7 protein-coding genes are annotated in these 7,058 nt (G+C 74.9%); 2 read left to right on the forward strand and 5 right to left on the reverse strand.

The genetic code is table 11. The features are described from left to right. The 3 genes from ETD96_RS37960 to ETD96_RS37970 form a co-directional block, all read right to left on the reverse strand. A partial coding sequence (locus ETD96_RS37960; RefSeq protein ID WP_138641326.1) for a TetR/AcrR family transcriptional regulator occupies nt 1-509 on the reverse strand: 509 nt, incomplete at its 3' end. Between the two features lie 27 nt (nt 510-536). Beyond that, nucleotides 537-2,654: a YhgE/Pip domain-containing protein gene (locus ETD96_RS37965; protein WP_138641327.1), complete on the reverse strand. Its 2,118-nt coding sequence runs from the start codon at nt 2,652-2,654 to the stop codon at nt 537-539. A 23-nt stretch (nt 2,655-2,677) separates the two neighbouring features. Beyond that, entirely contained in the window at nt 2,678-3,424 is a 747-nt protein-coding gene (locus ETD96_RS37970) for an ATP-binding cassette domain-containing protein (RefSeq protein ID WP_138641328.1), read from the reverse strand. A 155-nt stretch (nt 3,425-3,579) separates the two neighbouring features. On the opposite strand from ETD96_RS37970, the gene ETD96_RS37975 reads away from it, so the two are divergent. Next, complete coding sequence (locus ETD96_RS37975; RefSeq protein ID WP_171069430.1) at nt 3,580-3,729, forward strand: DoxX family protein; 150 nt, start codon at nt 3,580-3,582, stop codon at nt 3,727-3,729. 40 nt (nt 3,730-3,769) lie between these two features. Further along, the gene (locus tag ETD96_RS46230; RefSeq protein ID WP_205719659.1) at nt 3,770-5,401 is read left to right on the forward strand and encodes a serine/threonine protein kinase; all 1,632 of its coding nucleotides are present in this window, start codon (nt 3,770-3,772) and stop codon (nt 5,399-5,401) included. A 39-nt stretch (nt 5,402-5,440) separates the two neighbouring features. Here the strand turns inward: ETD96_RS46230 and ETD96_RS37985 are convergent, their stop codons facing one another. Both ETD96_RS37985 and ETD96_RS37990 read right to left on the reverse strand, forming a co-directional pair. Continuing rightward, complete coding sequence (locus tag ETD96_RS37985) at nt 5,441-6,598, reverse strand: lipid-transfer protein (protein WP_240808517.1); 1,158 nt, start codon at nt 6,596-6,598, stop codon at nt 5,441-5,443. 29 nt (nt 6,599-6,627) lie between these two features. After that, entirely contained in the window at nt 6,628-7,056 is a 429-nt protein-coding gene (locus tag ETD96_RS37990) for a Zn-ribbon domain-containing OB-fold protein (RefSeq protein WP_138641331.1), read from the reverse strand. Between the last annotated feature and the right edge of the window lie 2 nt (nt 7,057-7,058).

Raw genomic sequence — 7,058 nt, forward strand, 5'->3', positions numbered from 1 at the left:
GGCTGGAGGGCCCGCCAGTCCAGGGCCACGGTCAGGACCATCCCGAAGACGGCGGACGCGGCGGTGCCCGTGTCGAGGTCGCGGCGCAGGTCGCCGGCGGTGACGGCGTCGCGCAGGACGTCGGCGACGACCTCGATGGCGCGTTCGCGGATCAGCCGGGCCGCGTGCTGCCAGTCGCCGCCCGCCCGCCATGTCTCCGCGATGAGCACGCGCGCGAACGGCTCGTGCTCGCCGATGAACGCGAGTTCGGCGGCGACGACCGCCTCCAGGGCGTCCAGCGGGGCCTTGCCGGACGCCGCGTCGCGCAGCGCGGTCGCGAGGCGTTCGACGCCGTACTCCAGCAGCGCCGAGAACAGGGCGGCCTTGCTGCCGAAGTTGTAGTAGACCGTGCCCTTGGCGACGCCGGCCCGTTCGGCGATCTGGTCGACGGTGGTCGCGGCGAGGCCGCTCTCGGCGATCAGCTCGATCGCCGAGGCGAACAGCTTCTCCCGCGTCGCGCTGCGCGCCACGTTCGCGCCTCCTAGAGCTTCGGGCCCCTAGAGCTTCAGGGCCGGGTGGAGCCGCTTGAGCGTCCACACCCGGTTGTGCCGGACGGCCAGGGCGGTGAGGGTGAGCCCGCCGGCCAGGAACGCCGCCAGCACCGCACAACCCTGCCATACCGCCGTCATCGGCCCGCCGCCGATCAGGTGCCGGACGCCGTCCACCACCCACGACATCGGCAGGTAGGGCCGGATCACCTGGAAGAAGCGGGGGCTGGTCTCGATGGGGTAGGTGCCCGCGGCCGAGGTCAGCTGGAGCATGAGGAGCGCGAGCGCGATGATCCGGCCGACCGGGCCGAACCGCGCGTTCACCCACTGGATCACGGCGAGGAACGCGGCGGACGCGAGCGCGAGGAACGCCACGAGGCCCGGCCAGTGCTCGGCGCGCAGCCCGAGCGCGAACCGCAGGACCGCGAGGACGACCACGGCCTGCGCCGCCCCGATCGCCGCCGCGGGCAGCCAGCCGGCGAGCGCGACGCGGCGGCCGGGCGCGGTGCCCGCCATCGCGCGCGGGTTCAGCGGCCGCAGCAGCATGTAGATGATCATCCCGCCGACCCAGAGCGACAGCGGGACGAAGAACGGCGCGAACCCGGTGCCGTAGTTCGGGACCGGGTTGTCGGTGGTGCTGGCCAGCCGCACCGGGTCGCTCATCATGCCGCCCCGCGCGGCGCGCTCGTCGTCGCCGTAGGCGGGGATCTTGCGGACGCCGTCGTCCAGCCCGGTCGCGAGCTTGCCGCTGCCGTCGGCGAGCTGGGTGAGAGCCGTCTCCAGCGTCACCGCGCCGCCGGAGAGCCGCCCGAGCCCGCCCTGCAGCTCTCCGGCGCCGCCGGAGAGCGTGGTGAGGCCGGTCGTCAGCTTGGACGAGCCGGCGAGCAGTTGCCCGGCACCCGCGTTGACCTGCCGCGTCCCGGCGTCGAGGCGGTCGATGTCGCGGCGGGCCTTGTCGACCTTGGCGGCGAGGGCGGGCGCGTCCTGGGCGATCTTGCGGGCGGCGCGCTCGACCGTCCGCGCGTCGGCCGCGACCTTGCGCAGGTCGCCGGTGTGCCCGCGGACGTACCCGTCCACCTGCTTCGCCACCGCCACGACCTGCGCGGCGGACCGGGTGAGGTCCTGGCGGACGTTCGCGGGGGTCTCGGGATGCGCGGCGAGATGCGTCTGCAGCTCGGTCTGCGCGCGCACGGCCCGCCGCACGGCGTCGCCGGTCTGCGCGGGCAGCCGCCCGGCGCCGTCGGCGAGGGCGTCCGCGCCCCGCGCGACCGCCAGCGCGGCCGACCGGATCTCGGGGGCGTTCTCGCGCAGCAGCGGGACGAGCGTGCCGCCCGCGCGGTCGACGGTCGTGGTGAGCCGCCGCATCCCCGCGGCGACCTGCTCGGTCCCGTCGTGCAGGTCGCCCAGCCCGGACGTCAGCTCGGCGCTGCCGGAGCGGGCCTCGTCGATGCCGCCCTTGAGGCGTCCCGCGCCCGCCTCCGCCTCGCCCGCGCCCTGGGCGAGCTTCCCGGCCCCGTCCTCGGCCTGGCCGGAGCCCTCGGCGAGCTTCCCGGCGCCGTCGGCGGCCTCGCCCAGCTCGCCGTGCAGCTTGCCGAACGACAGGAAGACCTGGTCGAAGTACCCGCGCACGGCCTCGGTCCCGGCGGCGGCGCTGATCTCCTTGAACGCGGCCTGCGCGAGCGTCCCCATGACGTAGTTGTTCGCGTCGTTCATCCGGAGCCGCAGCCCGGCCGGCTGCGGCGTGCCGTCCCCGGACGGCGACGCGATCCGGGCGCTGAAGTCGGACGGGATCGTCAGCGACAGGTAGTACTTGCCCGACCGCACGCCCTTGTCGGCCTCCTGCGCCGACACCGTCCGCCAGTCGAACACCTTGCGCTTCTCCAGCTCGTCGGCGAGGTCGGCCCCCGCGTGGACGGTCTTGCCGTCCGCCTTGGCCGGCCGGTCCTGGACGACCAGCGCCACCGGCACATGCCGGAGCCGGGCGTAGGGGTCCCAGAACGACCACAGGTACAGCCCGGCGTAGAGCAGCGGGAGGAGGACGAGACCGGCGAGCGCGACGCGGGTCAGCCGGTTGCGCTGGAAGCGCCGCAGTTCGAGGGCGCCCGGCGTCAGCGCGGGAAGTCTCATGGGGGGATCTCCTGGCTAGCTGGTCAGAGCGAGAGTTCGTGGGTGGCCACGCCCTCGGCGGGCGCGGCGTCATGGCACGCGGCGACGACGGTGACACCGCCGGACGCGATGGCGGCGAGCCGCAGCCACAGTGCGCGCTGCCCCTCGGCGTCCAGCCCCTCGCCGACGTCGTCGAGCAGGAGCAGGCCGGGGTCGCCCACCAGGCCGAGGGCGGCGCCGAGGAGCTGCTCCTCGTCGGGCGCGAGGTCGGCGGCGAGCGTCCGGGGATCGAGGTCGAGACCGGCCCGGTCCAGGGCGCGGCGCCTGCGGGCGTCCCGTCCCCGGAACCCGCCGAAGACGCCCTCGCGCAGGGCGAGGGCCTCGTTCAGGTGCTCGCGGACGGTCAGCGCCGGGTCGAGTTCGGTGACGCCGGGGACGATGCCGAGCGCCGCGACGCGCTGGATGTCGGAGAGGCCGGTGCGGCCGCCCACCCGGACCGTGCCCTCGGTGGGCCTCATGCGGCCGCCGAGGGTGAGGAGCAGCGCGGTGCGGCCCGTCCCGGCGATGCCGCTCACGGCGACCAGCGCGCCGGCCGGGGCGTCGAGGTCCGCGCCGCGGAACGCCCATCCCCGGGGGCCGCGCACGCCGAGCCGCCGGGCCAGCACGGGGAGTCCGGCGGCTCCGGGACGGCCCCCGCCAGTCCCGGAGCCGCGCGGCCGGGGTCCGGGGACGGTCGCGGCGGTCCCCCCGGCCGCGGCAGCCGTCCCCGGAGTCTGGTGCGCGGACGTCATCGCGGAGCCTCCCGGATTTGTACTGACCAGTCAGTTCAAATCTAGCCCCGCGATGAACTTCGCGAATCCACCTGAACGGTGACATCAGACACGTGACCGCTACGCCCCAGGTCACACGGTCCCAGAGGGGTGACTTCCGTCACATCGCCGTCAAGATGCCGCGCGACTGGCGCCGCCGCCCGCTGCCGCTGCGCGCCGCCGCCTACGGCCGCCTCCCGCTCCAGGCCCCGCTGATCGCCTGGGCCCTGCACGTGGCGCGCGAGGCGCGCCGACCGCGCCCCGGAGCCGCCCCGCCGCCCATATGATCATTTCTTCGCAGAGGCGACGACGAGGGGCCGGTGAACCGTGGAACCGCTGCGTCCGGAGGATCCCGCGCAGATCGGCGGCTACCCGCTGCTGGGCCGGCTCGGCGCCGGCGGCATGGGCCAGGTCTACCTGGGGCTGACCGGCGGCGGGCGGCACATCGCGGTCAAGGTCATCCGGGAGGACTTCGAGGGCCCGGAGGCGCTCGCGCGCTTCCGCCGCGAGGTCGCGACCGTCGAGCGGGTGCGGTCCCGGTCGGCCGCCGCGATGGTCGGCGCCGGGCTGGACGCGCCGCCGTACTGGCTGGCCACCGAGTACGTCCCCGGCCCGACGCTCCGGCAGGCCGCCGGCCGGCACGGGCCCGTCCCCGCGGCCACCTGCCTGCGGCTGCTCGCCGCGCTCGCGCAGGGCCTGCTGGAGATCCACCGGCAGGGCGTCCAGCACCGCGACCTCAAACCCGGCAACGTGATCCTCGCCCCCGACGGCCCGCGCCTGATCGACTTCGGCATCGCGCGCGGCGAGGGCCAGACGCAGATCACCCAGACCGGCGCGTGGAACGGCACCCCCGGCTACGTCGCGCCGGAGGTCGTCCGCGAGCAGCACCCCCTCCCCGCGTCGGACGTGTTCTCGCTCGCCGGCACCATCGCCTACGCCGCCACGGGACGCCCGCCGTTCGGCGGCGGCCGCATCGAGGCCGTCCTGCACCGCACGCTCAGCGGCGACATCGACGTGGACGGCGTCGAGCCCCGGCTGGCCGACCTGCTCCGCCGCTGCGCCGCCAAGGAGCCGGAGCAGCGCGTCGGCCTGGAGCAGCTCCTCCACGAGATCGGGCCCATCGAGCCCCTCGCCGCCGACCCCGCCTACCGGGCGATCGTCGGGACGGTCCAGGCGCCGCCGCTCAGCATCGCCGACGCCGCCGCGTCCGGCCTCGTCCCGCCGGACCGCACGCGGACCGTGCCCGGCGGCGCGGGGCCCGCGCGGTCGCGCGCCGCCGTCATCGCCGCCGGGGCGGCGGTGGTCGCCGTCGTCCTGGGCGGCGCCTTCGCGGCCCGCTTCGTCCTGAACGGCGACGACGGCGAGACCGGCGGGAAGGGGCCGAACGCGGCCCAGGCCGGCCCGGGCGCGAACGGCGGGCAGAAGACAGGCGGAGACCCGGCCACGACCGGCACGAGCCCGGCGGCGGCCGGACGCACTCCGTCCGCCGACGGCCGCCCGCCGGACGAGATCTTCGTCAAGGAGCCCACCGGCGACTTCCAGAACACCCGCTTCTCCCAGAAGGACTTCACCTGCCTCCCGGCGGTCCGTCCGGAGGACCAAGCCCTGGCCAGGGACCTGCAGAGGTCGGCGCCGCGCCAGCCGGTCACCGCGTCGTCCATCGAGCTGAGCATGCGGTTCAAGTACGCGCAGCCGTCCGGCTACTACGTGGCCGCGCAGATCCGCCCGCCCGCGGAGCAGCAGGGCAACGGCGTGACCGGCGTGGTGGTGAGCAAGCCGCACCTGGTACCGAAGGAGAACCAGGACGTGAAGCTCCAGTACCCGGCGGACTTCAAGTGGAAGGGCGCCGGGAACGGCACCTACCCGCTGATGAAGGGCGTCTGGACCGTCATCTGGTTGCACGTCCACCCGAACGGCGACGCGTACTTCATGGCCTGCGACGGCTTCACGGTCGCGTGAAGCCGTCGCCGTTCCGGTCGTCTCGGCGGGGCCGTCCGGTCAGCGGACGGCGATGACCGCGGAGCCGTGGCCGAACAGGCCCTGGTTCACCGCGATGCCGGCCCGCGCGTCCTCGACCTGGCGGCCCTCCGCCTGACCGCGCAGCTGCCAGGTCAGCTCGCACACCTGCGCGATCGCCTGCGCCGGGATCGCCTCGCCGAACGAGGCGAGGCCGCCGCTGGGGTTCACCGGGATCCGGCCGCCGAGCGCCGTCGCGCCCGAGCGCAGCAGCTCCTCGGCGCCGCCCTGCTCGCACAGGCCGATGTCCTCGTACCAGTCGAGTTCGAGGGCGGTGGACAGGTCGTACACCTCGGCGAGCGACAGGTCCCCGGGGCCGAGGCCCGCCTCCTCGTAGGCGGCGTGCGCGATCGCGGAGCGGAACGGGCGCTCCGGGACGGCGGCGGTCATCGCCGAGTCCGTCGCGAAGTCGGGAAGGTCCAGCACGGTCTTCGGGAACGTCGGCGTCACCGTCGAGACCGCCGGGATGCGCACCGGGTCGGCCACGCCGTGCCGCCGCGCGAACTCCATCGAGGTGAGGACGAGTGCGGCGCCGCCGTCGCTGGTGGCGCAGATGTCCAGCAGCCGCAGCGGGTCGGCGACCACGGCGGACTCGCGGACGTCCTCGACGGTCACCTCCTTGCGGTACCGGGCGTTCGGGTTGCCGAGGCCGTGCCGCGCGTTCTTCACCTTCACGGCGGCGAAGTCGTCGAGGGTGGCGCCGTACATGGCCATCCGGCGGCGCGCGTACAGGGCGAAGTAGATGGGGTTGGTCGCGCCCAGCAGGCGGAACCGCAGCCAGTCGGGGTCGTCGGGGCGGTCGCCGCCGACGGGCTTGAAGAAGCCCTTCGGGGCGGCGTCGGCGCCCACGACCAGCGCGACGTCGCACAGGCCCGCGAGGATCTGCGCGCGCGCCGTGTTGATGGCCTGCGCCCCGGAGGCGCACGCCGCGTAGCAGCTCGACACCCGCGCGCCCGACCAGCCGAGCGCCTGCGCGAACGTGGCGCCCGCGATGAACCCCGGATACCCGTTGCGGATGGTGTCGGCGCCGGACACGTACTGGACGTCCGTCCACGACAGCCCGGCGTCGGCGAGCGCCTCCCGCGCCGCCGCGAGCCCGTACTCGACGAAGTTGCGGCCCCACTTGCCCCACGGGTGCATCCCCGCGCCCAGGACGGCGATGTCGCGACTCACTTGACGGGCCTCCACATCCAGACGGTGTACTCGGCTTCGTCGTCCTCGTAGAGGGTGCCCTCGGTCAGCTCGACCTCCATGCCGACCTCCAGGTCGTCCACGGTGACGCCGGGGACGACCTGTCCCAGGACGACCATGCGCTCGGCGTCGAGCTCGACGGCGGCGACCGTGTAGGGGACGAACGGGTCGGGGGAGACGTACGGCGGCGGCGGCTTGTAGCGCGCGTCGGCGTACGACCACACGCGGCCGCGCGGGGACAGGGCGTACGGCTCCAGCTCCGAGCCGTCCTTCGGTCCCGTGCAGCCGGGGTTGCGGCACGCCAGCTCGTTGCGCGGGAAGTACGGCGTGCCGCACGACGAGCATCGGGTACCGAGCAGGCGGACGTCGCCGTCCGCGGTGGTGTACCAGCTGTCTCTTATACCCATCT

Source organism: Actinomadura geliboluensis, assembly GCF_005889745.1.
Taxonomy (GTDB): Bacteria; Actinomycetota; Actinomycetes; order Streptosporangiales; family Streptosporangiaceae; genus Spirillospora; species Spirillospora geliboluensis.